A 22,288-nucleotide genomic window follows, 5' to 3' on the forward strand; every position below is an offset into this window, starting at 1 on the left:
CAGCTTATTTATCTGTCTAGTTCAGTGGCAGCCTCGCCTGTTCGGCGATCAGGCTGGCAATCTCTTTTGTCAAATTGGGCCGTTCATCTATTTGATTTACTTGGCTCAGTTGACCAAGTAAATCATCGATATTCATGCCCAGTTGCATAGCAACCTCCTGCGCGTGACGATTGTTGAGGTGCTGTTCATTCACTAGTTTTTGCCTTAGGGCGCATCTGTCATTGCTGCTCTTGTCGCCGAGCATAGGTGTCCAGGGGGTATACAAAGTAAAGCCTCCACAGTGTCTGTTTACACTATGCTAAGCGAAACTTGTGCCAAGAAGATGACAATTCAAATTCCCATGCCGACAGGCTGGTCTTTTACTTTAGTGGGCGTGTTGCACCATCATGGGGCATCTGGCGCTGCAGGAAAGTGCAGTGTGGCGATGCAGCCCGTATCACCATTGGTGAGGCTAAAGCGCCATTGATAGCGCTGGCACAGGGCCTCGACTATCTCCAGCCCTAAGCCATGACCCTGAGGCTGGGTATCTAAGGTGCTCATGCCACGCCCCTGATCTCTCACCGAGATCCCATCCGTGTCGATACTGATCTCGATACAGCCTGTGTCGCTGGCATTGATGGCGTTATTGAGTAAATTGATCAGTAACATACGCAGAACTGGCTCGCTGGGGGCGATCTGTGGAGTAGCATTGAGGATAAGCCGCAGTTCAATGGCTTTATGGTCGGCAAGCGGTTGTATTTCATTAATTATCTGAGAAAGTTCTTTTTCTGTCAGCGTTCGCGTATTCGACGCTAGCAATCCCTTTTCCTGTTTTACCAGACTCAGCAGGGCATCTATGGTGTGTTGCATATTGCTGGCAGCGGTAGCGATCCGTTTACGCTGGCGTTTGAGAAATTCAGGGTTTCCCTCTTGCTCTAACAAACGACTGGCGCCCTGAATGATGGTCAGCGGGGTTCTGAGTTCATGGCTGGCGTAACGCGAGAAGGCCTGCTCCTGGCGAAGCAACTGGGCGATCTGCTGCTGGTAATAGTTAAGACTGGCGGTAAGAGCGTGAAACTCTTGAGTCGCATCGTTGGAGACCTGGAAAGGGCGCTCTGCGTCGGGGGATTCCAGCTGTTTGCTAATGGCTTGGATCGGAGCGATCAGCCTGTGTGTCAGTCGATTGATGGCAAAGCCGAACAGGGCGAACAGCATCAGGGTGACGGCCAGTATCACCAGGCTGATACTGCGCCATTCGTTACTGCTCAGTTCTACCTGTGCGGCATCCATCACCAAGAGCAATGGTAGGGTTAAGCCTTGCGCCTGATATTCGCCGCGATAGATGAAGATATCTTCCTTGAAAGTATCATGTAGCTCATCGAGAAATCCAACAGGCAACTCTGCCATCGGTTGGTAATCCTTAGGCAGCAGGCTCAGGTCATTGTAGGCGGTGATATTAGTGCTAAGGATGAGCGGCGAACGGGCGCCTTGCTCGAAGGCGGTCTGAGCGCTGGGGACTATCTGTTCTAGGGCACGGCGATTGATCTCATCTTCGACCCAGTAGAGTATGGTTACACTGAGCAGATAGAGAATCGCCGCCACTAATAGGGCGATAGCCCCAAAATAGAGGCTTAATCTACGGGTCAGGCTCTTGGCGGTTTGTTGCACCTTTGGGCTCGCTATTGTTTTACATCTAACCGAAACCCAATCTTAGGTACGGTTAGTATGATGGGGGTATCGAAGGGTTTATCCACCTGATTTCTCAGCTGGTACATGTGGCTGCGCAATATATCGCTGTTGGGAGGCTCCTCTCCCCACAGGTGCTGCACTATCTCCTCACGTTTCACCACATTAGGAGCTCGGGAGATAAGCAGCTGTAAGATCTGATAACCGCTTGGGGTAAGCTGAAGTTTTTTGCCCTCCCGGTAGGCAGTATGTTCGGCGATATTCAGGGTGAGCGGCCCACACTGTTTACACCCTTGGGCGACTCGTCCTTGTTGGCGCTTGATTAGCGCCTGCAGGCGTACAGTGAGTTCATCGAAATCGAAGGGCTTAGTCAGGTAGTCATCGGCCCCGCTATGAAACCCCTGGAGCAGATCCTGTTTATCATCCAGCGCCGTTAACATCAGGATAGGGACACTCGCGCCTTGCTCACGCAGGGCCCTGGCGACAGCGTAGCCATCCATCTTAGGTAACATAAGATCTAATATGATGGCGTCGAAGTGCCCTTCGGTGGCGAGTCGCAGGCCGAGTTCACCATTGCTGGCGTAATCCACCTGCGCGCCTTGGGATTCAAGGTAGTCCCCCAAGACGCCGGCGACATCTGGGTTATCTTCGATGATCAATATCTGAGTATTTTGCATGTCACCTCTCTCTATGATGTGACCATAACCATACTAACGTGAAAAAGATGTCGATAATATTGAAATTCAAGCGCATCCGATTCGGTATCGGGATGCTCTTGGCATTCAGTTCAGCAGAAACAGGGTCGCCAGGCCTAGGAAGGCAAATAGGCCGATAACGTCAGTGACTGTGGTCAGCACCATACCGCCAGCAAGGGCGGGATCGACATTAAACTTCTTCAGTAGCAAGGGGATGCTGGCGCCAGCAAATCCTGCCACCGTCATATTGATCAACATGGCGCCGCCGATCAGGGCGCCAAGGGCGATATCGCCTTTCCATAGCCAGATGGCGCCAAACACCAGCAGGGACCATAACAGGCCATTGAGAAAGCCGATGGCCAGCTCTTTGCTTATCAGCCAGCGGGAGTTACTCTGACCTATCTGTCCTAGGGCAATACCGCGGATCACCAGAGCTAAGGTCTGGTTGCCAGCGACGCCGCCCATGCTGGGAACTATGGTCATCAGGATGGCGATGGTGGCAAACTGCTCAAGGGTGCTCTCGAACATGTTACTGACCGAGGCGGCCAGCAGCGCGGCAAATAGGTTGATGGTGAGCCAGAGTGAGCGCCTAAAGGTACTCTTAAGCACAGGACCGAAGGTATCTGTGTCGTCGTCCATCCCTGCCATCCCCATCATGGAGTGTTCGGCATCTTCACGGATCACGTCGACAATATCATCGATGGTGATACGACCAAGCAGACGGTTGGTCTCCTCTTCGATCACCGGCGCCGACACCCAGTCATGGCGCTCAAACAGCTGGGCGACTTCGCTATCGTCCATACCGACCGGGATCCCTTCGAGATCCTTGTTCATGATATCGCGCACCGATGCATTAGGATCGCAGGTAAGTAGATCGGTAATACGCACGCCGCCCAGCAGGCTGTCGCGCTTATCCACCACATAAAGGGTGTCGGTGGCATCGGGCAGTTCACCACGAATTCTCAGATAACGCAGTATTACATCGACATTGACATCGGGGCGCACGGTGACGGTATCGGTATTCATCATACTGCCGGCGGTGTCTTCCGGGTAGGAGAGGGCCTGCTCAACCCTGGCTCTATCCTGGGCTGTCATCGACTGCAGTACCTGGTTGAAGACGCTGTCGGGCAGGCTACGCAGTATGTAGGCCAGATCGTCTGTGTCCATGCCTTCGGCCGCCTTGGCGACACGCTCCGGACTCATCTGGGTGATCAGATTGTCTTTGAGTTCCTCGCCGAGCTCATCGAGGATCTCGCCGGTGTGCTCTTGATCGATCAGTTGCCATAACACCTGACGGGTGCGCGGCGGAGAAGACTCCAAGATGAAGGCGATATCTGAGGCAGCCATGTCGTGCAACATGCTGCGCACATGCACAAACATACCGCTACCTAAGGCTTGAGTGAGCTGATTTAGGCGTTGATCTGTGGTTTCACTATCTAACACTTCGATCGGCATAGCTCCTCCTTAGGCAATAGATTGACCGGCTTGGGTAATAGGCGTGTAAGTCTATGATAAGTATAGGACGAAATTCACCCGGCACCGCAAAGCGAGCCGATTATACGGCCTCGTCGAATTTGGCGTCAATAAGGGCACTGATGGCGTCCAGTGCCGCCTGGGCATCTTTGCCTTCACTGGTGATTGTGATGGTTTTGCCCATGCCGGTTTCGAGCATCAAGAGGCCGAGTACGCTGGCGGCCGAGGCTTGTTTGTCGCCCTGGATCAGGGTGACTTGGGCATCGAACTTGGCGGCAAGTACTGCCAGCTTGGTGGCCGCCCTGGCGTGCAGTCCCAACTTATTGCAGATGGTCAGCTCGCGAGCCAACTTAGTCATGCTTTAGCTCTCTGTGACGAGCCTGTACCTTATGCTTGCCTTTGTTGAACAGCTTGGCCAGTTGGTCGGTGACATAGACAGATCTGTGTTGCCCACCCGTGCAGCCAATGGCAATGGTGAGGTAACTGCGGTTGTTACGCTCAAGATGAGGTAACCAGGTTTCCAGCAGGTTTTCGATTTGCCAGATAAATTTATTTACCAGTGGCTGCTGACTCAGAAACTGCTGCACTGGCTCATCGAGGCCGGTCAGGGGTCTCAGTTCTGGCTCCCAATGGGGATTTGGCAAAAAGCGCACATCGAACATGAAGTCGGCTTCGCTTGGCATGCCATATTTAAAGCCGAAAGATTCGAAGTTGATCACCAGCTCTTTATCGACTGTGCCCAGTAATATTTCGCGCACCTTGTCACTCAACTCATAGATGTTGAGGTTAGAGGTGTCGATATAGTGATCCACTAGCTTGGCGATGGGATCGAGCAATTTGCCTTCGAGCTGAATCGCCTCCTTGAGAGAGACTTTTGAGCGTGACAGCGGATGTAATCTGCGGGTCTCGCTATAGCGCTTGAGCAGCACATTGTCGCTGGAGTTAAGGAAGAAACTTAAGATCTCGGTATCTTTCGGGAGCTTGGCCAGCTGCTTTTCCAACTGGATCTCTTCGCTGGGCATATTGCGCACATCGACGCTAATGGCCACCAGTTCGCTGCGTCCCTTGAGTTGCTCCAGCAGGGATTCCATCATCTGTAGGGGCAGATTATCGACACAGTAGTAGCCGAGATCTTCTAAGACCCTAAGTGCGACAGATTTTCCCGACCCTGAGCGTCCGGATACCAAAACCAATTTCATTGGGTGATCACCTGATAGAGTTCTGACTCATCCTTGGTTTTTCTTAGCTGTTTCATGATCGCCTTGTCATTGAGTTTCTCTGCCATGGCGGCCAGAGTACTAAGATGCTGCTCGCATTGATCTGCGGGCACCAATAATGCAAAAAGGATATCGACGGGCTTATTATCAATGGCATCGAATGCGATTGGTTCAGCACACTTCACCAGTACGGCCACAGGTTGCTCTATGTTCGTCAGCCGTCCGTGAGGAATCGCGATACCATTGCCTATACCTGTGCTGCCCATTTTCTCTCGAGCCAGAAGGCTTTCAAAAATCTCTTGAGAGGAGAGGGTGGGGTACTGGACAGCGGCTAAGTCGCTGATAAGCTCCAGTACCTTTTTCTTACTGCCCGGAGTGGCGCAGGTTGTGCACTCCGGCCGCAGGATGGTACTCAGTTCCATCGTTAATGTTTAGTAAGCTTCTCTTTGTGTTTAATGACCTGACGATCGAGCTTGTCAATCAGGGAGTCTATCGCGGCATACATGTCCGCATGTTCGGATGTTGCGAACACTTCTCCGCCACGGAGGTGTAACTTGGCCTCAACCTTTTGCTGCAACTTTTCGACATTTAATACAACGTGCACATTATTGATCTGATCGAAATGACGTTCAAGCTTTGTGAATTTCTCTTCAACATAGTTTCTTAGAGATTGGGTGATCTCGATATGGTGCCCAGTCAGGTTTATTTGCATAAAGATAGTCCTCCAGTTTCCAGTTACGTGTTATAAGCTCTTACGCTGATTCGAGGGCGGTATAAGCATTGCCTCTCGGTACTTAGCAATAGTGCGACGTGCCACTTTAATGCCTTGTTCAGCCAAGAGTTGAGCCATCTTGCTGTCGCTTAATGGCTTTTTCTGGTTTTCCGCAGCAACTAGCTTCTTAATAAAAGCGCGTATTGCTGTTGAAGAGCACTCTCCACCATCGTCAGTGCCGACATGGCTAGAGAAAAAGTATTTGAGTTCGAAGATCCCTCTCGGGGTATGCATATATTTCTGTGTGGTTACACGGGAGATGGTCGATTCGTGCATCTCCACCGCTTCGGCGATGTCGTTAAGCACCATGGGCTTCATCGCCTCTTCACCAAATTCGAAGAAACCTTGTTGGAAGTCGACGATGCAGTTGGTGACCTTTAGCAGTGTCTCGTTACGGCTCTCAAGACTCTTGAGGAACCATTTCGCCTCTTGTAGGTGACCACGAATAAACTGACCGTCAGCCTGGCTCTTAGTACTGCGCGCCATGGCCGCATACTGCTGGTTGACGTTGATCTTGGGCATGCTATCGGGATTAAGCTCGACCACCCAGCGTCCCTTCTTCTTGGTGACGGTCACATCAGGGATCACATACTCGTCGCGGCTGGCGGTAATGGCTAGGCCTGGACGGGGGTTTAGGGTCTGAATGAGGGCGATAGCATCTCTTAGCTCATCTTCTTTAAGCTTGGTTTTGCGCATCAAGAGGCGGAAGTCGCGTCCAGCGATGAGATCCAAGTGCTCTTTGATCAACATGCGTGCATTGGCTATATGCGGGGTATCGTCGCTGTATTGGGCCAGCTGAATCGTCAGACACTCGCTGAGATCTCGTGCCGCCACGCCTATGGGGTCGAAGTGCTGTACTCGCTTGAGTACTGCCTCGACCTCATCGAGTTCTATTTCGGGATCGCCCATTGCTTCGAGAATATCCTCGCAGGTCTGGGTCAGGTAACCGCGTTCGTCAATGGCATCTATGATGGCGGTGGCGATGGCCAGATCGTTATCGGAAAAAGGGGTGAGATTCTTTTGCCATTCGAGGTGCTCGTATAGGCCTTCACTGGTCTCGCCCTGAAAAGGCATGTCGTCGTCGCGCATGGCGCCGGAGCTGGAGTTAGGGGAGGCGGTATAGACCTCGTCCCAGGTAGTGTCGACCGGCAGCTCGTCAGGCATAGAGTCTTGAGTCAGGGCATCTGAGGTCTCGACGCCTGAGTTATCCTGACTCGAATCCAGCTCTATCTTGTCATCATACTTGCTGTCGAAATTGTCGACGGCGGTATCATCTTGTAGTTCGGCACTGGCGCCTTCTTGCTCTTCATCCAACTCCAGTAGCGGATTGGATTCTAATGCTTGTTGGATCTCCTGCTGCAACTCTAGTGACGACAACTGCAACAGACGTATGGCCTGTTGTAGCTGGGGCGTCATGGTGAGATGCTGACCCATTTTGAGCTGAAGTGACGCTTTCATCGTACTGCTATTCCCTTGTTTCTAATTATAAAATGAGAAAGCTCTGGCTAATTGGCCGGACAAATATAAAGGATAGTCCTTATGGCCACAATCTGATATTAGTTTCAGTTTATGGCCCGGTTATAAGATTAACTATAGCTTGAATTGTTCACCTAAGTACACTGCTCGTACTTGCTGATTGTCTAAGATTTCGGCGGGTGTTCCTTCGGCGATCAGATTACCGTGGCTGACGATATAGGCTTTCTCACAGACGTCTAATGTTTCGCGCACATTATGGTCGGTGATCAACACCCCAAGGCCACGGTTTTTGAGTTGCTCGATGATCTTCTTGATGTCGATGACTGAGATAGGGTCGACACCGGCGAAGGGTTCATCGAGAAGAATAAATTTCGGGTTCGCGGCCAGGGCCCTGGCGATCTCTACCCGGCGACGTTCACCGCCCGATAACGCCATACCCTGGCTGTCACGGATATGGGTAATATGAAACTCTTCCAGAAGATGTTCCAACTGCTCTTCGCGGCCATCGTTATCCAGATCGCTGCGAGTCTGCAGTACGGCCATGATGTTGTCGCGTACCGAGAGTTTGCGAAAGATGCTGGCTTCTTGGGGCAGGTAACCTATGCCTTTACGGGCACGAAGGTGCATGGGGTCGAGAGTCAGGTCGTCATCATCGATATAGATGCGCCCCTTGTCGCTCTGTACTAGGCCTACCACCATGTAGAAGGTGGTAGTCTTACCGGCCCCGTTTGGTCCCAATAGGCCGACGATCTGCCCGGTTTTGACTGTAAGGCTCACATCTTGGACAACGGCACGACTCTTATAGCTCTTGGCGAGGTTTTCCGCCTTCAAGGTCAGGTCTGTCATTGCTTTTCCTGTTCGGGTTGTTCTGGCTCGGGTTGCGCTTGTTTCTGCTCTTGATAGTTTTCAGGCTGAATAATGGTGATCACGCGGTCATTGCCTGTACTCTCGGCGATCAGCTGTTGCTGTTCAATGTTGTAGCGGATCTGAGTGCCTGTGACCTGGCTGCCTTCCTGTTCCAGTGTAGCATCGCCAATGAGTGTCAGGGTGCGGCTCGAGAGTTCATAGCGGATCTCTTTGGCACTGGCAGAGGCGGGACGACCATCTTCCATTACCTGAGAGTAGGTGGCCGGGTTGCCTGTGGCAACGAGGATCTTGCCACTGTTCTTTTCTTTGCTGAAGGCGCGCAGTTCATCGGCCAAGATCTTGATCGAGCCCTGAGAGACCTCAACCGGTCCATGGAAGATGATCTGATTGTTCTTGATATCGGCTTCCTGGCTAGCGGCAGAGATCTTGACCTCTTGTAGCAGGTCATTATCCTTGGCTTGGGCGCCCAGGCTAATCAGGGTTAGCAGCCCAGCGAGAATAAGGCTATTTAGTTTCATATGTTCCTTCTACCTGACTCGTCAGTCGTATATTTTGTGCGTTGAGATCGGCGTATAAGCCTTGCCCCGTGATGAGGAAATCTCGCCCCGTTACCCGAATGCTTTTGTCGGATGTCATTATCATAGTATTGAGATCCAACTCCAGATAGGTGGTCTCTATGGTCTGGATAGGTTCTTCTGGGCTAATCGCATCAATGATAACATTATTTTCTAGGGTGACCCGTCCGCTATTTTTGTCCAGAGTGCCTTTAGTCGATCTGAGTCGCCATTGGGCATCGCCCTTGTCTGGATACACGAGATAGATGGGCTGAGTAAAGTAGGTCATGTTGCGTTCGGCGTAGTGCTTCATGTGGCTGGCCGATACGCGGCTATTGATGCCGCCCTGCTCATTGTACTGCACGCTCTTAAGATCCCGGACGATATAGTCGGGACTGTCGGCGTTCACCTGTGCCAGATCTTCTTCTCCCCGTTTCGATTGCACCTGCCAATAGAGGACTAGTGCGGTACCGAAAAAGGCGATAATGGCCAGCGTGACTCTATTCATATGCTCATTCCGTGGGCCGACGCAAACTTATCCTGGCTGAGCAGAATAAGGTCTGTCAGTTCTCGCAGGGCGCCGTGGCCCCCCTTGATATGGGTCGTCATGTCGGCGTGTTGGCGCACATAAGGGTGGCCATCAGCCACACAGACAGATAAGCCCACCTTCTGCATCACAGGCAGATCCACCATATCGTCGCCAATATAGGCCACTTCCTGGGGCGTGACCTTATAGAGAGCCAGCAGCTCTTCGTATGGTTCAAGTTTGTTGTCCACGCCCTGATAGATATGGGTGATCCCAAGGGCTGTCATGCGATCTTCCACTATCTGAGACTTACGCCCTGTGATGATGGCAACGGGAATATCGCTGGTGAGCAGCGAGCGCACGCCATACCCATCGCGGGTGTGGAAAGTCTTAAGCTCATCGCCCGAGTTACTCATATAGACTAAGCCATCGGAAAACACGCCGTCGACATCGCAGATCAGCAGCTTAATCTGTTTAGCCTTCTGCCAAACCGCATCAGTGATGGGACCGTAGAAACCTTGATGTGCCATGTTAGATCACCCCCGCCTTGACCATATCCAGCATATTGAGAGCGCCGATGGGACGCTGTGTCTCATCGGTCACTATCAGGCCGTTAATCTCTTTTTCGTCCATTACCTTAAGGGCCTGCGCCGCCAGTATGCCGTCGCTGACGGTGACACAACCATGGGTCATCACCTCGGAGATAGAGGTCTTGCGCAGGTTAATCTCGGCGTCGATCACCCGGCGTAGATCGCCGTCGGTAAAGATACCTACCAATAGGCCTGCCGAATCGATCACAGCCGTCATGCCAAGGCCCTTCTTCGATATCTCATACAGGGCATCGGTAATGCTAATGTCTTGTGAGACTAAAGGTAACTCATCACCCTTGTGCATCACGTCGCTCACCTTCAGCAGGAGCTTACGGCCCAAGCTGCCACCGGGATGAGACAGGGCAAAATCATCTTTGGTAAAGCCACGCGCCTGTAATAGTGCGACCGCCAGGGCATCGCCCATCACTAAGGTGGCAGTGGTGCTAGATGTGGGTGCAAGTCCTAATGGGCAGGCCTCTTCTGGCACCTCGATACACAGGTGAACCACGGCGTGTTTAGCCATATTGGATTCGGGTTTACCCGTGACCGCAATCACAGGCAATCCCATGCGTTTGATCACCGGCATCAGGGTTAAAATTTCACTGGCCTCGCCCGAGTTTGAGATGGCGAGCACTATATCGTTTTCGCTCAGCACACCCAAGTCGCCGTGACTGGCTTCACCCGGATGCACGAAGAAGGCTGGAGTCCCTGTGCTGGCCAGCGTGGCCGAAATCTTGTTGCCTATGTGGCCGGATTTGCCCATGCCCATGACGATCACCTTGCCGGTGCAGGCGAGGATCAGTTGGCAAGCTTTGGCAAATTCATTTGAGTCGACATATTGATACAGGTTGTCCAGCGCATTGCGCTCGGTATCGATAACCTTGCGTCCCCATTGACGTAATTGATCCGCATCTACCATCTTGTTCTCTCTATATTTTTCGGCCTAAAGCGCTATTAGGATAGGAAAAGCGTGACTTGATAGCCGATAAAAGTCACTAATAACACGCCACCATGCCAAGGGCGAAGTTGGCGGGCTTTGCCGGTTAATAAAATCAGTATGGCCAGGGCAACGCTGGTTGCCATCACCATATAAAAGTCTCGAGTGCTGGCTGCGGCATCTACCGCACCGGGTGCGATAAGCGCAGGCAGTGCCAGTACCGCTAAAATATTAAACAGGTTTGAGCCAACCACGTTGCCTATGGCCAGGTCGTCCTCTTTCTTTAACACGCCCGCCACACAAGCCGCCAATTCAGGCAGGCTGGTGCCAACGGCTATGATGGTGAGTCCTATGACTAAGTCTGACATATGGAAAGCCTTGGCGATACCCACTGCGCCTTGCACCATCCAGTCTGCCGACAGGGGCAGCAGCACTATGCCGATCACTAACCAGAGCACAGCCTTTGGCGTGGGCACATCCTTAGGAACTTCGCTTTCGGCTTCATCGATAAAGGGGTCTTTCTCCTTGTTGGAGATCGCATGCCAGATGAGATAGCCCATCAGCGAAAAAAAGAGTGCCAGCAACACGAGTCCTTCGATGCGGGTCAGTTGCCCGTCGTGGAGGAAATAGCCCGCCAGCGCCGTCGCCCCCAGCATCATAGGAATTTCACGCTTAAGTGTTTGTGAACCTACTGATATTGCGCCTAAAAGCGCGGTGATCCCCAAGATAAGCGTGATGTTGGCAACGTTGGAGCCCAGCACATTACCAATGGCAGTGTCTGTCATTCCCTCGAGGGAGGCGGTGGCCGCAACGAACATCTCTGGCGCCGAGCTGCCCATGGCAACTATGGTGAGCCCGATTAACATGGGAGGCAGGCCGAGATTGCGGGCGAATGCCGCGGCGCCAAAGACAAATTTGTCGGCGCTCCATACCAGCGCCCCTAAACCGACGATCAGTAAGAAAATATTAAATAGCATTGAAATTCTTTTTATTTAAGAGTCTGCCGCGCATTTTCGCTGGATTTGAGCCAAATTGAAAGTATTGCGCAAAGATAGTGTCGATTCAGTTGTGCACAATCGGTCAATTTCGTACAATTTGTCTCTTTTCCTGCCGCCTATCCATGGAATGTATTAGGTCCTGTTATGAGTCATCAATCGTTAAGTCATGACACAGAGTCGTCAACCGAGACCAGGCCATTGGTTGAGGTTAGCCATCTAGGTTTCAGCCGTGGTTCCCATGTCATCTATGATGATGTGAGCCTGTCGATTCCTCGCGGCAAGGTAACCGCCATCATGGGCCCTAGCGGTATAGGTAAGACGACCCTGCTGAAGTTGATCGGAGGGCAGCTGCGCCCGGATACAGGTGAGGTTAAGGTCGACGGCATAGATGTGCACAAGTGTAATCGCAGTGAACTCTTTGACCTGCGTAAACGTATGAGCATGCTGTTTCAAAGCGGCGCGCTGTTTACCGATATGAACGTATTCGATAACGTTGCCTTTGCACTTCGGGAGCACTCAGACTTGCCAGAGGCGATCATTCGCCGCATCGTGCTGATGAAGCTTGAGGCGGTAGGCCTGAGAGGCGCGGCGCAGATGATGCCGAGCGAGCTGTCTGGCGGCATGCAGCGACGTGCAGCCTTGGCCCGTGCCATTGCCCTTGAGCCCGAGCTGGTGCTCTATGATGAGCCCTTCGCCGGTCAGGACCCTATCTCTATGGGGGTCTTGGTAAAGCTGATCCGAGAGCTGGGCGATGCCCTGAGTCTTACTTCTGTGGTGGTGTCTCACGACGTACAAGAGGTGTTGGGGATTGCCGATTATGTCTATGTGCTGGCCGATAAGAAGGTGATCGCCCATGGCACGCCCGCCGAGTTGAAAGCGGCAGATAATCCTAAACTGAAACAGTTTATCGGTGGTCAGCCCGACGGGCCTGTGCCGTTTCACTTTCCCGCACAGGATTACCAAAAGGAGATGTTAGGTGAGCGTGATTGATCATATCGCCAGCTTAGGTCGTAGTGCAATCGATAGCGTCACCGGCTTGGGTCGTGCTGGCCTGATGTTGTGGGGCGCTATTGCCAAGGTCCCTAGAGTACGAAAAGGCACGCCTTTATTAATTAAACAGCTGTATGTGATTGGCGTGCAGTCTATGGTGATCATCTTAGTGTCTGGCCTGTTTATCGGCATGGTGCTGGCATTGCAAGGCTATAATATTCTGGTGGGGTTTGGCACCGAAGACAGCCTGGGTCCTATGGTCGCGCTCAGTTTGCTGCGTGAGCTGGGACCTGTGGTGACCGCGCTGCTGTTTGCTGGACGCGCCGGATCGGCATTGACCGCCGAAATTGGTTTGATGAAGAGCACCGAGCAGCTCTCTAGTCTGGAGATGATGGCTATCGATCCCCTAAGGCAGGTGATCGCGCCGCGATTCTGGGCCGGGGTGATCAGCTTACCTCTACTGGCACTAATGTTTACCGCTGTGGGGATCTATGGTGGTCATCTGGTGGGAGTGGAGTGGAAAGGGATAGATAGCGGCAGTTTCTGGTCGATTCTGCAGGCCTCGGTAGAGTGGCGCGAGGATATCGTGAACTGCATGATCAAGAGTCTGGTATTTGCCGTCGTGGTGACCTGGATAGCTTTATATCGCGGTTATCATGTGATCCCCAACCCTGAGGGCATTAGCCGCGCAACCACACAAACCGTGGTGCAATCCAGCCTGGCAGTGCTGGCGCTAGATTTCTTGTTAACGGCCATTATGTTTGGCCGCTGATTAAATTTTGTTTATGGATAAACCTATATATTTGCCGTCATGGTATGTATAGAACTGAGTGGTAATTGAGTATGTTGACTCGAAAAATTGAACTGTTAGTTGGCTTGTTTATTCTGTCGGGCCTGTTGGCCTTTTTGGTCCTGGTCTTTAATGTGGCCAATGTCGAGGTGAAACCTGGCCAGAGCCATTACACCTTATACGCCAAGTTTACCAATATTGGCGGTCTTAAGGTGCGCTCGCCCGTCAAGGTGGGCGGCGTGGTGGTTGGCCGAGTGACCAATATCAGCTTAGATCCTGAAGAACTGGTGGCTGTGGTCGAGCTGGCAATGGATAAACAATACGATCAGTTCCCCGAAACCAGTAGCCTGTCGATTCTGACCTCTGGCCTGTTAGGCGAGCAGTTTTTAGGTCTGACGCCCGGTTTTGTGATGGACGATATCGGCATGCTCAAAGATGGTGATCGTATCGATGACACCCATTCGGCTTTGGTGCTCGAAGATCTCATCGGCCAGTTCTTATACAGTATGAAGTCTAAAGAAAATTAATAGGGACGATTATGAAACAGTTGTTGAAAGTGGTTTTCTCCGCCATGGTGCTGTTGACCAGTGCGGCGGTGAGTAGCGAAGAGATTTCGGTTAATACCAAAGATCCTTACGCCATGGTGGAATCGGTTGCCAACAAGACTTTCGCCAGGTTTCATCAGGATTTTGCCACAATTAAGGCCAACCCTGACCACCTTAAGGTGATAGTCTCTGACGAGTTGATGCCCTACATAGATTATAAGTATGCCTCTTATAAGGTGATGGGGCCTTACCTGCGCCAGAGTACTCCGGAGCAGCGTGAGCGTTTTGCCGAGGCGTTTAAGACCTATTTGATCGCTACCTATGCCCAGGCATTTACCGAGTACACAGATCAAGAGGTAGAGTTTGCACCGGCTAAGCGTTTCGACGATGAGAAGATGGTGGATGTTAATGTACAGGTTATCGAACAGGGACGTCCGCCGATCAAGTTGATCTTCAAGGTGCGTCGTCTTAAGGATGATACCTGGAAGGCGTTTGACCTTGTGGCCGAAGGTGTGAGTCTACTGGCCTCTAAAAGCGCAGAGATCTCTAACCTTATCCGCCAAAATGGTATCGATGCGGTGATAAAAGAGTTAGAAACTCACACTGAAAACCATATCAGCTTGGTTAACCAAGGGACTAGGCTATAATGCTGTCCTTTAATCAGGAGGCGGGCGTCTGCCGGGTGAGCGGTGAGCTGTCCCAGGCGGCGGTGGTGCAGCTTTGGCCCAAGCTTGATGGGCTGCTGAGCCAGACGAGTGAGCGCTTGGATCTTTCTGGCATCGTTTATAGCGACAGTGCCGGTGTGGCATTGCTGCTGCATCTGGTGGCCGAGCAGAAGGCGCAGGGCAAGACGCTAGCGCTATGTTGTCCGCCAGAGCAATTGAAAAAGTTAATTGATTTATATGATTTACAAGACTTCTTCATCGAAGAAGCCAAATAAAAGGGTTATCCATATATGGAATGCAATGAGATTGAACAGCTGCTTAGCCAAGCGCTGACACTAGATGAAGTGCACGTGAGCCAGGATGGGACACATTATAAGATTGTCGCCGTTGGTGAGTGTTTCGACGGTGTAAGCCGAGTCAAACAGCAGCAGATGATCTATGGCCCCTTAATGGAACATGTGACCAGTGGGGCATTGCACGCCATCACGATCAACGCCTTTACCCCGACGCAGTGGAAGCGTGAAAAAATCTTCAACATGCCAGGCTAGAGACTCATAGTGGATAAATTAACAATTCAGGCCAGTGGTGCACTGGCCGGTGACGTGGTGATTTCAGGTGCGAAAAATGCCGCGCTTCCCATTCTAATGGCCGGTGTATTGGCCGAGACTGACTTTGTGGTCACCAATGTCCCCAACCTGAGAGACGTCAACACCAGCTGTGAATTACTTCGCTGCCTCGGCGCCGACGTTAGTCGCAGTGATGAGGGTAAGATCACCATATCGACCACCCATCTTAACGAGTTTTGTGCGCCCTATGAGCTGGTGAAGACCATGCGCGCTTCAATTCTCATCTTGGGACCTCTGCTGGCACGTTACGGCACTGCCGACGTCTCTTTGCCGGGCGGCTGCGCCATTGGTGCGCGTCCGGTTAACCTGCATCTGCATGGTCTGGAGCAGATGGGCGCCAAGATTGAGGTGAAAGAGGGCTATATCAAGGCCCGCGTCGATGGCCGCCTCAAGGGCGCTCATATCTTCATGGATATGATCAGTGTCGGTGCTACCGAAAACCTGTTGATGGCCGCGGCTCTTGCCGATGGTGAAACCGTGATTGAAAACGCCGCTCGTGAACCTGAGGTGATCGATCTGGCGAATTGTCTGAACGCCATGGGCGCTAAGATCAGTGGTGCCGGTAGCGATACCATTCGCATTCAGGGTGTCGAGTCGCTCAGTGGCTGTGAATACCGTGTGATGCCGGATCGTATCGAGACAGGTAGTTTCCTGGTGGCTGCCGCGGTAACCCGAGGTAAGATCCGCTGCGTCGATGCCGATCCCAAGACGCTCGAAGCTGTGCTGGCCAAGCTGGAAGATGCTGGCGCAACCATCACCACGGGTGAAGATTGGATTGAGCTGGATATGCAGGGGCAACGCCCAAAGGCGGTCAATATCAAGACCATGCCTTATCCTGGTTTTCCGACGGACATGCAGGCGCAGTTCTGTGTACTCAACGCCCTGGCCGAAGGGACGGCGACCATTACCGAGACCATCTTTGAGAATCGTTTCATGCATGTGCCAGAGCTGATTCGTATGGGCGCTAACATGGAGCTTGAAGGCAATACTTGTATCATCAAGGGGACTGAACAGCTTAATGGTGCTCAGGTGATGGCGACCGATCTTCGCGCCTCGGCTAGTCTGGTGATTGCTGGTCTAGTGGCTGAAGGTGTGACCACAGTGGATCGTATCTATCATCTCGATAGAGGCTATGAGCATATCGAAGACAAATTTAAGGGCCTTGGCGGCGAGGTCGTGCGGGTCAGCTGATCTTTGATTACCTTATGATAAAAGCCACCTTAGGGTGGCTTTTTTGTCTTTGGCCGGTTTTAAAACGATATTGCTGCAGTCGTCACGGCAGGGCATGTTGAGCCAGTGGTACAGTCTGGCTATGTCGACCTTTATCGTGTTTAACATCTATCTCTTTTACGGCCTGGTATTTTTTTCCATTGGCTGTGTCGTTGTGTTTCGCAATTTTAAGTACAGCCAACTCTCAATCTCCCCCACACTATGGGCGCTGGCTTTGTTTGGGTTTACCCATGCCTTTCATGAGTGGTCCGAGTTATATGTGATCCTGTTTGCCGATGATATCTCCAGGCAATATCAGGTGCTCGTGGAGTGGCTTAGACTGCTTAAGTTAGCGCTCTCGTTTGCCAGTTTGATGGTATTTTCTTGGCTATTATTCTCTATCTTGTCGCGGTCCATTGCGCGCATCGGCCATGGGGTGATCTTGCTTATCTTGTTGGCATATTTAGTGTCGGTAGTACGTTTCTCAACTTCGCTGGACTTATCCGATGAGATGTTTGCGCAGGCTTCATTCTATACACGTTTGTTGCTGGGGTTTGGCAGCGCCTTTCTGGCTGGATGTGGCATGGCAATATATGGTCACGACCTGTTGCGGCAGCGACATGACTATGGACAATACTTTGTGGCCACAGGCGTAGGACTTTGGATATACGGCATATTCGCGGGGTTGGTTGCAACAGATTTACACATGACAGTTCCCGTGCTGCGTACCTTGGCCAGTGGCCTGGTACTCATTGCGCTGTTGAAGGCTCTCAAGATTTTTGATATCGAACGCGAGCAGCAAACAGAGGCCAAGTTGAAACGGGCGGTGGAGACGGATAAATACAAGGCGATAGGCCAGCTTGCCATGGGGGTAGCCCATGAGATCAACAATCCTTTGGCTTCTTCGACATTGGCGCTGGACTTACTGGAGCGAAAATATCCACCCCAGGATCCTGCGCAGGCTGAGTATATTCAGCGAATTCGCCTGGGCATTAGTCGCGCTGCCGAGATCAGTAAGGAGTTGCTGGCTTACGCTCGACCTGTGTCAGAAGAACCGAGACAGGTTAAGTTGGCTGAGGTGGTTGGTTCGGCAATTAAGCTCTTGTCTCATAAGCAACGAGAGTTCGACATCAAGGTCGATTGCCCCGACTCGCTGCAGATCATGGGGCAAAAAATTAAGTTGGAAGAGTTACTGATTAACTTGCTCAACAATGCCATGGATGCCAGTGATAAAGGCGGTAAGATCTGCGTCAGTGCGTTGCAGCGAGATGATGGCATTCAGTTATCTGTGAGTGATGAGGGGCAAGGGATGGATGAAGCTTGTCGTGCTCGGGCTCTAGAGCCTTTTTATTCTACCAAGGCGATAGGTAAGGGGACCGGGCTGGGATTGGCTATCTGTGAGTCAATTGTCAGGGCACATCACGGCAGTATGTGTATCGAAAGCCAACCCGTGCGGGGCACTCAGATATCGATTGTTTTTGAGGAAGGGGCATAATGGCAAATGTGTTGATTGCTGAAGACGACGCAGACTTACGTACCAATATGGTAGACATATTGGAGTTGGAAGGTCATCAGGTGATCGCCGTCGATTGCGCTGAGGGGGCCATTTCTGCCTGTGAGCATCACAGTTTCGATATTGCGCTAATGGATCTGCTGATGCCTGGGATGACTGGGGTTGAGGCTATCTCAAATCTACGTCAGCTGAACCCGTTTATCGCCATCATCATTATCACTGCCTATGCAACGGTAGATACAGCGGTTGATGCCATGAAGAAAGGTGCCGATAGCGTGATGACCAAGCCTTTTAATGCCGGTGAGTTGTTGATGAGTATCAAGCGCAGTATCGCCGAGAAGCAGTTATTAAAATCTGCCGCCGATATCGACCCAGACAGCGTTTATGCCGCTCTGGCAAATCCGTTAAGACGCATGACCCTTAAACAGCTTGGTACTCATAAGCAACTCAAATTTATGGATCTTTGCCGTCTGGTGGGGGTAGAAGATCACACCAAATTTAATTTTCATCTGCGCCAATTGAAGAAGGCGGGTCTGGTTCAACAAAATGAGAGCAAGATCTATATTCTGACAACAACGGGTCAATTTGTTTTACAAAACCACAATCTTTCATGATGATTTTTAGTATTTAAAATCAGCTTCTTACCTTGACCTTGATAAGTAAAGTTCACAATAGCCTGACTATTGTGAAATCGCCTAATCTATCCCTTTAGTGGTAAGTCACAAATACTGTGACCATGTCCAAAGAGACATATCAATCGCCCTCCCTGCAAAGTTGGTGATTGTCATAAGCCACGAGAGGATGAACAAATGAGCAACCAAATTCCATGTAAAAAGCTATTGCTCGCTAGCATGATATCCATGTTAGTGGCATGTGGTAGTGATAACGATGAAAACCCACCTCCAGTTCAAGAAAACACCCCGCCCGTTGCCGTAGCCGATAGCGCGACCGTGACGGTTTCTGAAATGGTCGTCATAGATGTACTGGCCAACGATACCGACGCCGATGGTGACACGCTCTCTATCGTATCGGTCAGCAATGATAGCGCAGTGATCAAAGAGGGTAAGGTTGAATATACCGCGGGAACTTCGGCAGGAGAGGTTAAGTTTAATTACACCATCACCGATGGCACTGATGAGGCTGTTGGTGAAGTGACAGTGACAGTAGAGGCCTTGCCTGAGCCAGAGGTGTTAGCCTATGTGGGATCAGCGGCTTGTGCCGGATGCCACAGCGAAAAGCATGCTTCTTTTGCTAAGACGGGTCACAACTTTAAAATTCAAAAGATCAGCGACGGTGCACAGCCAAGCTTCCCGTATACGCCTGAAACGACCATTACTGGCGCGATCGATCTGTTAGTGGATTCAACGCCGAACAACACCTTAGGCGCACCAAGTAGCTATGATGATGTCAGCTATGTGGTGGGGGGCTATCATTGGAAAATGCGCTGGTTGGACAAAGACGGTTACATAGTGACGGGTAAGAATGTTCAATACAACATTCGTAACAGTAAGGGTGAGCTGAATATTCCCGATAACCATCCCGTCGATCCAGATGTGATGGGTAACTACAAAGATACAGAGTTTGACTATAAATACAGCTGCGGTAACTGTCATACAACGGGCTGGAAGCGCACCACAGATGTGGCCGGTGGCGACAACCGTAATCCAGATCGTCAGGACGACCTTATCGGTATGAATGGTACGTTTGCCGAGCAGGGCATTCAATGTGAAGCCTGTCATGGTGCGGGTAGTTTCCACGTTAAGGCACCTTCGAAAGATAACATCACCAAGATAGCCGTTGCGCGTACGACAGAGGAGTTCCTCGCCGATGATATGGCCTATGGCAAGGCGGTGACCTGTGCCGAATGTCATACCCGTGATGGTGAGAAGGATTACCCCTCTTTCGTCAGTAAGTACAATGAGGCCTATCCTAGCGGTAGCCAAGTAGGTGGTCGCATCATTGCCAAAGGTGGCTTGGCGCAACATCACCAAACTGCCGATGAGCTTTTAGGCGTAGTACCACAGGACCACGGTATCTATAAGGCTGGTGATGAAATTGGTGTTAAGAAAGGCATGAGCTGTACGACCTGCCATGACTCTCATAAGTCGACTAAGAATCAGGACAGCAGCGATGGTCTGCATATGGGCGCCGTTAAAGCCTGTACCGATTGTCATACAATGGAATTTACCGACGGTGGTGGATCATATGGCCACGGCACGATAGCGGAGTGTACCGACTGTCATATGCCTAAGTTGGCTAAGAGTGCGGTAACGACAGCACCTAAGCTGGGTAGTGCGGATGTGGTATTTGGTGATATTAAGTCTCACCTCTTTACTCTGGATTTATCGCCTGATGCCAAGCAGTTCACCGATGATGGCAAGTATCAAATGCCATGGGGTACAGCTAAGTTTACCTGTGGTAATTGTCACGACAATTATACAGAGAAGGCCGCAGCCTTAACTAAGGTTCATAAGTAACCGTTCCCTAAGTAAGAGGTTTAATAATAAGTGCGTAAGATCGCACCATAAAAGCTCAACAAAGTGATTCATTGCCCTTTCCCATAAAGGTAAAGACCACCTCAGTTATATGCTAGGGTGGCTTTTTTTGATGAGTCTGGTTTGTTATCCATCAAGCGCGTGTGTTGTAAATGCTTGACTGAATAAGAGTCGTCCTCTTTACTGGAGACGTGCAGATAAGCCTGAATCAGTTAAAGGGTAGCGAATAAATTTCATACATTTCAGCGGTACAGAAACGCTTATACTTGTAATATAGGCAGGTAAGCTTGGTTCATTATGCTAAGGAGAGTATATGGCACATGGTAAAAGGATGGCGTTATTAGCGGTGCTGCTCAGTGGAGCACTGATCTGTTATGGACTAGGAATGCACTTTGGTGCGTTAGGACTGCTGATTGCCGGCGCCGTGCTTGAATGCAGCTTTTGGTTGCGACTCTTTCGGAGTCCGAATAAATAAACCTTTGGGGATGCCCCTCATTTTATTACCTCTTGGCTTTCAATGGATAGAAAGTACAAAAGTAAAAAAGCCAGCATTTGCTGGCTTTTTACTTTGTTCTTTTTGAGAAAGATTATTCGTTATTAAAGTTTTCACCTATGGTGACGGGCACCTGATAGTACTTGCCGCTGCGTATGATGGTCATAGTCACCTGAGTCCCTGGCGGTGTCTCGGCAATTCTGTCCATCAGCATTTCGACGCCAGGAACGGTTTCGTCGTTAAATTTAGTGATCACATCTCTGGGCCTTAGCTTAGCCTGCGCCGCAGGGCCTTGATGATCGACGCCTGTCACCATCACACCGGTCAGATCCGGTAGGTTGAGGATCTGTGCCATCACAGGGTTGATGGGCTCACCTGTGATTCCCAGGGCACCACGGATCACCCGACCATCTTTAATTAATTTACCCATGATGCTGTGAGCCAGCTTGATAGGAATGGCGAAGTTGATGCCGTGTCCACCCCCTTCTCCACCGATCTGGAAAGCGGCGGTATTAATGCCGATCAACTGACCGCTGGTATCGATAAGGGCGCCCCCCGAGTTGCCTGCGTTGATGGCCGCATCTGTCTGTAGGAAATCCAGATAGCCCGAGCTAAGGCCGTTACGCCCCGTGGCGCTGATGATTCCTTGGGTAATGGTTTGCCCCAGGTTATAGGGGTTGCCTATGGCCAGTACCACATCGCCTACCTGGGCCGGGATATCTAAGTTGATGGGCACTACGGGTAGGGCGTCGCCCTCAATTTTAAGCACCGCCAGGTCAGTGACCGAATCTGAGCCAACGACTTCAGAGGTGAATTTGCGTCCATCTTGCAGGGCCACAACTATCTCATCGGCTTTCTTGATCACATGATAGTTAGTGAGTATGTAACCCTCTTTACTCATGATCACGCCCGATCCCAGCCCTTGGAGTGCCCCTGAATTAAGTGGGCGGCTCTGATCTATGCTTAGGCTGTAGATGTTGACGACGGCAGGTGCCGCGCGGCGAACCGCCTTGGAAAAGGAGAGTTCTATGCCGTTTTGTCCGCGGTGTTGAAAGAAGTTATTTTGATTGTTATTTCCCGTGATTAAGGGGGTGATGACCAGAAAGACCGCGGCCATGATGAGGCCGAATAAAACAGCTTTCGCGATGTAAATTACCGTGTCTTTTAGAGTCATGATTTTGCGTGCACTGGG

26 protein-coding genes are annotated in these 22,288 nt (G+C 51.1%); 10 read left to right on the plus strand and 16 right to left on the minus strand.

Annotated features, from left to right (window positions below):
* Positions 1 to 16: 16 nt before the first annotated feature.
* The 15 genes from L2712_RS00570 to L2712_RS00640 form a co-directional block, all read right to left on the minus strand.
* On the minus strand, positions 17 to 265 hold the full coding sequence (locus tag L2712_RS00570) for a hypothetical protein (RefSeq protein ID WP_248976578.1): 249 nt from the start codon (positions 263 to 265) through the stop codon (positions 17 to 19).
* A 119-nt stretch (positions 266 to 384) separates the two neighbouring features.
* Positions 385 to 1,647, minus strand: coding sequence for a sensor histidine kinase (locus L2712_RS00575; protein ID WP_088905495.1), 1,263 nt, complete (start codon positions 1,645 to 1,647; stop codon positions 385 to 387).
* Between the two features lie 11 nt (positions 1,648 to 1,658).
* Positions 1,659 to 2,342, minus strand: a complete 684-nt coding sequence (locus L2712_RS00580; protein WP_248976579.1) for a response regulator transcription factor — start codon at positions 2,340 to 2,342, stop codon at positions 1,659 to 1,661.
* Between the two features lie 105 nt (positions 2,343 to 2,447).
* Positions 2,448 to 3,815, minus strand: a complete 1,368-nt coding sequence (gene mgtE / locus L2712_RS00585) for a magnesium transporter (protein ID WP_248976580.1) — start codon at positions 3,813 to 3,815, stop codon at positions 2,448 to 2,450.
* A 100-nt stretch (positions 3,816 to 3,915) separates the two neighbouring features.
* Positions 3,916 to 4,191 carry an HPr family phosphocarrier protein gene (locus L2712_RS00590; protein ID WP_033539435.1) on the minus strand — a complete coding sequence of 92 codons (276 nt, stop codon included), beginning with the start codon at positions 4,189 to 4,191 and terminating at the stop codon, positions 3,916 to 3,918.
* Positions 4,184 to 5,032: an RNase adapter RapZ gene (rapZ, locus tag L2712_RS00595; RefSeq protein WP_033539434.1), complete on the minus strand. Its 849-nt coding sequence runs from the start codon at positions 5,030 to 5,032 to the stop codon at positions 4,184 to 4,186. Before rapZ ends, L2712_RS00590 begins: the two co-directional genes overlap by 8 nt.
* Complete coding sequence (ptsN, locus tag L2712_RS00600) at positions 5,029 to 5,472, minus strand: PTS IIA-like nitrogen regulatory protein PtsN (protein ID WP_033539433.1); 444 nt, start codon at positions 5,470 to 5,472, stop codon at positions 5,029 to 5,031. The genes rapZ and ptsN overlap by 4 nt, the downstream gene beginning before the upstream one ends.
* Before the next feature lie 2 nt (positions 5,473 to 5,474).
* Positions 5,475 to 5,762, minus strand: coding sequence for a ribosome hibernation promoting factor (hpf, locus tag L2712_RS00605; protein WP_033539432.1), 288 nt, complete (start codon positions 5,760 to 5,762; stop codon positions 5,475 to 5,477).
* 30 nt (positions 5,763 to 5,792) lie between these two features.
* Positions 5,793 to 7,280, minus strand: a complete 1,488-nt coding sequence (locus L2712_RS00610; RefSeq protein WP_033539431.1) for an RNA polymerase factor sigma-54 — start codon at positions 7,278 to 7,280, stop codon at positions 5,793 to 5,795.
* Between the two features lie 132 nt (positions 7,281 to 7,412).
* On the minus strand, positions 7,413 to 8,144 hold the full coding sequence (gene lptB / locus L2712_RS00615) for an LPS export ABC transporter ATP-binding protein (RefSeq protein ID WP_248976581.1): 732 nt from the start codon (positions 8,142 to 8,144) through the stop codon (positions 7,413 to 7,415).
* Positions 8,141 to 8,683 carry a lipopolysaccharide transport periplasmic protein LptA gene (lptA, locus tag L2712_RS00620; RefSeq protein WP_033539429.1) on the minus strand — a complete coding sequence of 181 codons (543 nt, stop codon included), beginning with the start codon at positions 8,681 to 8,683 and terminating at the stop codon, positions 8,141 to 8,143. The genes lptB and lptA overlap by 4 nt, the downstream gene beginning before the upstream one ends.
* Positions 8,670 to 9,227 carry an LPS export ABC transporter periplasmic protein LptC gene (gene lptC, locus L2712_RS00625; protein WP_033539428.1) on the minus strand — a complete coding sequence of 186 codons (558 nt, stop codon included), beginning with the start codon at positions 9,225 to 9,227 and terminating at the stop codon, positions 8,670 to 8,672. Before lptC ends, lptA begins: the two co-directional genes overlap by 14 nt.
* Positions 9,224 to 9,775, minus strand: coding sequence for a 3-deoxy-manno-octulosonate-8-phosphatase KdsC (gene kdsC / locus L2712_RS00630; RefSeq protein WP_033539427.1), 552 nt, complete (start codon positions 9,773 to 9,775; stop codon positions 9,224 to 9,226). The genes lptC and kdsC overlap by 4 nt, the downstream gene beginning before the upstream one ends.
* Before the next feature lies 1 nt (position 9,776).
* A complete protein-coding gene (locus L2712_RS00635; RefSeq protein ID WP_033539426.1) occupies positions 9,777 to 10,754 on the minus strand; it encodes a KpsF/GutQ family sugar-phosphate isomerase in 978 nt (325 codons plus the stop codon).
* Positions 10,755 to 10,789: 35 nt separating this feature from the next.
* Complete coding sequence (locus L2712_RS00640) at positions 10,790 to 11,749, minus strand: calcium/sodium antiporter (RefSeq protein ID WP_088905491.1); 960 nt, start codon at positions 11,747 to 11,749, stop codon at positions 10,790 to 10,792.
* A gap of 165 nt (positions 11,750 to 11,914) precedes the next feature.
* Here L2712_RS00640 and L2712_RS00645 point away from each other — a divergent pair, with 165 nt between their 5' ends.
* The 10 genes from L2712_RS00645 (at position 11,915) to L2712_RS00690 (ending at position 20,585) form a co-directional block, all read left to right on the plus strand.
* Entirely contained in the window at positions 11,915 to 12,760 is an 846-nt protein-coding gene (locus L2712_RS00645) for an ATP-binding cassette domain-containing protein (RefSeq protein WP_052125622.1), read from the plus strand.
* Complete coding sequence (gene mlaE, locus L2712_RS00650) at positions 12,747 to 13,532, plus strand: lipid asymmetry maintenance ABC transporter permease subunit MlaE (RefSeq protein ID WP_088905490.1); 786 nt, start codon at positions 12,747 to 12,749, stop codon at positions 13,530 to 13,532. The genes L2712_RS00645 and mlaE overlap by 14 nt, the downstream gene beginning before the upstream one ends.
* Before the next feature lie 71 nt (positions 13,533 to 13,603).
* Positions 13,604 to 14,077 (plus strand): outer membrane lipid asymmetry maintenance protein MlaD, encoded by a 474-nt coding sequence (gene mlaD / locus L2712_RS00655; protein ID WP_033539423.1) that lies wholly within the window; start codon positions 13,604 to 13,606, stop codon positions 14,075 to 14,077.
* Between the two features lie 44 nt (positions 14,078 to 14,121).
* Positions 14,122 to 14,742, plus strand: a complete 621-nt coding sequence (locus tag L2712_RS00660) for an MlaC/ttg2D family ABC transporter substrate-binding protein (protein WP_428848606.1) — start codon at positions 14,122 to 14,124, stop codon at positions 14,740 to 14,742.
* Positions 14,742 to 15,035, plus strand: coding sequence for an STAS domain-containing protein (locus L2712_RS00665; protein WP_248976583.1), 294 nt, complete (start codon positions 14,742 to 14,744; stop codon positions 15,033 to 15,035). Before L2712_RS00660 ends, L2712_RS00665 begins: the two co-directional genes overlap by 1 nt.
* Positions 15,036 to 15,050: 15 nt before the next feature.
* Positions 15,051 to 15,308 (plus strand): BolA family protein, encoded by a 258-nt coding sequence (locus tag L2712_RS00670; RefSeq protein ID WP_033539420.1) that lies wholly within the window; start codon positions 15,051 to 15,053, stop codon positions 15,306 to 15,308.
* A 9-nt stretch (positions 15,309 to 15,317) separates the two neighbouring features.
* Positions 15,318 to 16,577: a UDP-N-acetylglucosamine 1-carboxyvinyltransferase gene (gene murA, locus L2712_RS00675; RefSeq protein ID WP_248976584.1), complete on the plus strand. Its 1,260-nt coding sequence runs from the start codon at positions 15,318 to 15,320 to the stop codon at positions 16,575 to 16,577.
* A 43-nt stretch (positions 16,578 to 16,620) separates the two neighbouring features.
* Complete coding sequence (locus tag L2712_RS00680; protein ID WP_248976585.1) at positions 16,621 to 18,090, plus strand: sensor histidine kinase; 1,470 nt, start codon at positions 16,621 to 16,623, stop codon at positions 18,088 to 18,090.
* The gene (locus L2712_RS00685) at positions 18,090 to 18,722 is read left to right on the plus strand and encodes a response regulator (RefSeq protein ID WP_033539418.1); all 633 of its coding nucleotides are present in this window, start codon (positions 18,090 to 18,092) and stop codon (positions 18,720 to 18,722) included. The genes L2712_RS00680 and L2712_RS00685 overlap by 1 nt, the downstream gene beginning before the upstream one ends.
* A gap of 195 nt (positions 18,723 to 18,917) precedes the next feature.
* Positions 18,918 to 20,585 carry an Ig-like domain-containing protein gene (locus L2712_RS00690; RefSeq protein WP_248976586.1) on the plus strand — a complete coding sequence of 556 codons (1,668 nt, stop codon included), beginning with the start codon at positions 18,918 to 18,920 and terminating at the stop codon, positions 20,583 to 20,585.
* Between the two features lie 605 nt (positions 20,586 to 21,190).
* Here L2712_RS00690 and degS read toward each other — a convergent pair.
* The gene (gene degS, locus L2712_RS00695; protein ID WP_248976587.1) at positions 21,191 to 22,270 is read right to left on the minus strand and encodes an outer membrane-stress sensor serine endopeptidase DegS; all 1,080 of its coding nucleotides are present in this window, start codon (positions 22,268 to 22,270) and stop codon (positions 21,191 to 21,193) included.
* Positions 22,271 to 22,288 lie beyond the last annotated feature (18 nt).

This window comes from Shewanella marisflavi, from assembly GCF_023283925.1.
Classification (GTDB): Bacteria; Pseudomonadota; Gammaproteobacteria; order Enterobacterales; family Shewanellaceae; genus Shewanella; species Shewanella marisflavi.

Coding starts and splice junctions, on each gene's coding strand:
- lptC (WP_033539428.1), bottom strand. CDS start 9,227: ATGAATAGAGTCACGCTGGCCATTATCGCCTTTTTCGGTACCGCACTA.
- kdsC (WP_033539427.1), bottom strand. CDS start 9,775: ATGGCACATCAAGGTTTCTACGGTCCCATCACTGATGCGGTTTGGCAG.
- lptA (WP_033539429.1), bottom strand. CDS start 8,683: ATGAAACTAAATAGCCTTATTCTCGCTGGGCTGCTAACCCTGATTAGC.
- L2712_RS00610 (WP_033539431.1), bottom strand. CDS start 7,280: ATGAAAGCGTCACTTCAGCTCAAAATGGGTCAGCATCTCACCATGACG.
- L2712_RS00660 (WP_428848606.1), top strand. CDS start 14,122: ATGGTGCTGTTGACCAGTGCGGCGGTGAGTAGCGAAGAGATTTCGGTT.
- L2712_RS00690 (WP_248976586.1), top strand. CDS start 18,918: ATGAGCAACCAAATTCCATGTAAAAAGCTATTGCTCGCTAGCATGATA.
- lptB (WP_248976581.1), bottom strand. CDS start 8,144: ATGACAGACCTGACCTTGAAGGCGGAAAACCTCGCCAAGAGCTATAAG.
- hpf (WP_033539432.1), bottom strand. CDS start 5,762: ATGCAAATAAACCTGACTGGGCACCATATCGAGATCACCCAATCTCTA.
- degS (WP_248976587.1), bottom strand. CDS start 22,270: ATGACTCTAAAAGACACGGTAATTTACATCGCGAAAGCTGTTTTATTC.
- ptsN (WP_033539433.1), bottom strand. CDS start 5,472: ATGGAACTGAGTACCATCCTGCGGCCGGAGTGCACAACCTGCGCCACT.
- rapZ (WP_033539434.1), bottom strand. CDS start 5,032: ATGAAATTGGTTTTGGTATCCGGACGCTCAGGGTCGGGAAAATCTGTC.
- mgtE (WP_248976580.1), bottom strand. CDS start 3,815: ATGCCGATCGAAGTGTTAGATAGTGAAACCACAGATCAACGCCTAAAT.
- L2712_RS00580 (WP_248976579.1), bottom strand. CDS start 2,342: ATGCAAAATACTCAGATATTGATCATCGAAGATAACCCAGATGTCGCC.
- L2712_RS00645 (WP_052125622.1), top strand. CDS start 11,915: ATGAGTCATCAATCGTTAAGTCATGACACAGAGTCGTCAACCGAGACC.
- L2712_RS00685 (WP_033539418.1), top strand. CDS start 18,090: ATGGCAAATGTGTTGATTGCTGAAGACGACGCAGACTTACGTACCAAT.
- L2712_RS00640 (WP_088905491.1), bottom strand. CDS start 11,749: ATGCTATTTAATATTTTCTTACTGATCGTCGGTTTAGGGGCGCTGGTA.
- L2712_RS00665 (WP_248976583.1), top strand. CDS start 14,742: ATGCTGTCCTTTAATCAGGAGGCGGGCGTCTGCCGGGTGAGCGGTGAG.
- mlaD (WP_033539423.1), top strand. CDS start 13,604: ATGTTGACTCGAAAAATTGAACTGTTAGTTGGCTTGTTTATTCTGTCG.
- L2712_RS00590 (WP_033539435.1), bottom strand. CDS start 4,191: ATGACTAAGTTGGCTCGCGAGCTGACCATCTGCAATAAGTTGGGACTG.
- L2712_RS00670 (WP_033539420.1), top strand. CDS start 15,051: ATGGAATGCAATGAGATTGAACAGCTGCTTAGCCAAGCGCTGACACTA.
- L2712_RS00635 (WP_033539426.1), bottom strand. CDS start 10,754: ATGGTAGATGCGGATCAATTACGTCAATGGGGACGCAAGGTTATCGAT.